Source organism: Trichococcus sp. (genome assembly GCF_049589555.1).
Lineage (GTDB): Bacteria > Bacillota > Bacilli > Lactobacillales > Aerococcaceae > Trichococcus.
Map to the genome: position 1 here is coordinate 1 of NZ_JBAWAZ010000122.1, position 1,688 is coordinate 1,688.

Genomic DNA, 1,688 nt, shown 5'->3' on the forward strand with positions numbered 1-1,688 from the left:
TTGATCGGAGAAGAGCTGGAAGTCGATGCGATCTGCGACGGCGAAACCGTCCTGATCCCGGGCATCATGGAACACATCGAACGCGCCGGCGTCCACTCGGGCGACTCGATCGCTGTTTACCCGCCGCAGAACCTGTCGCCTGAACTGATCCAAACGATCGAAGACTACACGATCCGCGTGGCGCAAGGCTTGAACACCATCGGTTTGGTGAACATCCAGTTCGTCATCAGCGAAGGCGTCGTCTACATCATCGAAGTGAATCCGCGCGCGAGCCGGACAATCCCGTTCCTGAGCAAAGTTACCGGCATCCCGATGGCGAACTTGGCGATGCAAGGCATCCTTGGCATCAAACTGAAAGATCAAGGCTACCGGACCGGGTTGGTTCCGTCCAAATCCGGGGTATACGTGAAGATGCCGGTATTCAGTTTCAACAAACTGAAGAAAGTCGACACCGTTCTGGGGCCGGAAATGAAGTCCACAGGGGAGATCATCGGAAAAGATGTCATCCTTTCCAAAGCCCTGTACAAAGCTTTCCGGGCCGCCAATATTGAGATCCCCGAGTACGGTACGGCGCTGCTGACGATTGCGGACAAGGACAAGCACGAAATCCTGCCTCTGGCGAAACGCTTGGTTGCGGTCGGCTACCGTTTGCTTGCAACAAAGGGTACTGGGGAAGCCTTGCTGGAGGCGCACGTACCGGTTACGATCCTCCAAAACGGCGAAGCGAAAAGGGAAAATATCCTGAAACGCATGCATGACGGAGAGATCCAGTTCATCATCAATACGATGACCGAAGGCAAGACCGAGGAAACCGACGGCTATTTCATCCGACGCGAAGCCGCGGACAACAATCTGCCGTGCCTGACCTCTCTGGATACAGCCGAGGCGCTACTGCAGGCGATGGAAATGATGCATTTCCAACTGCAGGCGGTCGGCACCGAACCGACGTTTTAAACAGATCCATTTCAGGAAAGAAAAGGCCGCCGCATAATCCTGTTCAGGATGATGCAGCGGCCTTTTGGCTGTTTTATCGGAAAGTATTCACCAATGTCCCGATGCCTTCGATGGTGGATTCGATGACATCGCCCGGTTTCAGCCAGACTTGTTCGTCTTCCGGATAACCAAGGATGACCCCGTCCGGTGTTCCGGTGAAGATGATGTCGCCGGGTTCCAGCGCAAAGTGCTGGGAGATGTAGGAAACGATCGTCGCGATGTCGAAAATGAGATGCTTCGTGTTGCTGTTCTGGCGCACCTCGCCGTTCAGTTTAAGCGAAATGTCCAGATTTGTCGGATTGATCTCATCGGCGGTCACGTAGACCGGTCCGAGCGGCGCGAATTTGTCCGGCGATTTACCGAGTAACCATTGCGGAGAGCCTTTTTGCCAGTCGCGTGCGGTCACGTCATTGCCGATTGTGTAGCCCGCTACGTGCTCAAGAGCTTCTTCCAGGGAGACGCAATAAGCTTTTTTGCCGATGACTGCCACCAGTTCGACTTCGTAATCTACCTTGTTGGTGTTCACCGGAATCGGAATGCCTTCTTTATGGGCAGCCAAAGCGCTCGCGAATTTGCTGAAGACAAGCGGTTTTTTCGGGGCTTCACTTTTCGTTTCCGCGACATGGGCGGCATAGTTCTTGCCGATGCAGAGGATTTTGCCCGGACGCGATAAGACAGGCAGGAACGTGACCTCA

Annotated in this window: 2 protein-coding genes; one reads left to right on the forward strand and one right to left on the reverse strand. The window is 54.3% G+C overall.

What is annotated here, in order from left to right; genetic code table 11:
* Nucleotides 1-954 (forward strand): ATP-grasp domain-containing protein (locus WBV27_RS05155; protein ID WP_424200031.1); only part of this gene is annotated, 954 nt, incomplete at its 5' end.
* A 73-nt stretch (nucleotides 955-1,027) separates the two neighbouring features.
* On the opposite strand, the gene WBV27_RS05160 is transcribed toward WBV27_RS05155, so the two are convergent.
* Nucleotides 1,028-1,688: fumarylacetoacetate hydrolase family protein (locus tag WBV27_RS05160; RefSeq protein ID WP_424200033.1), on the reverse strand; the 661-nt coding region annotated here is incomplete at its 5' end.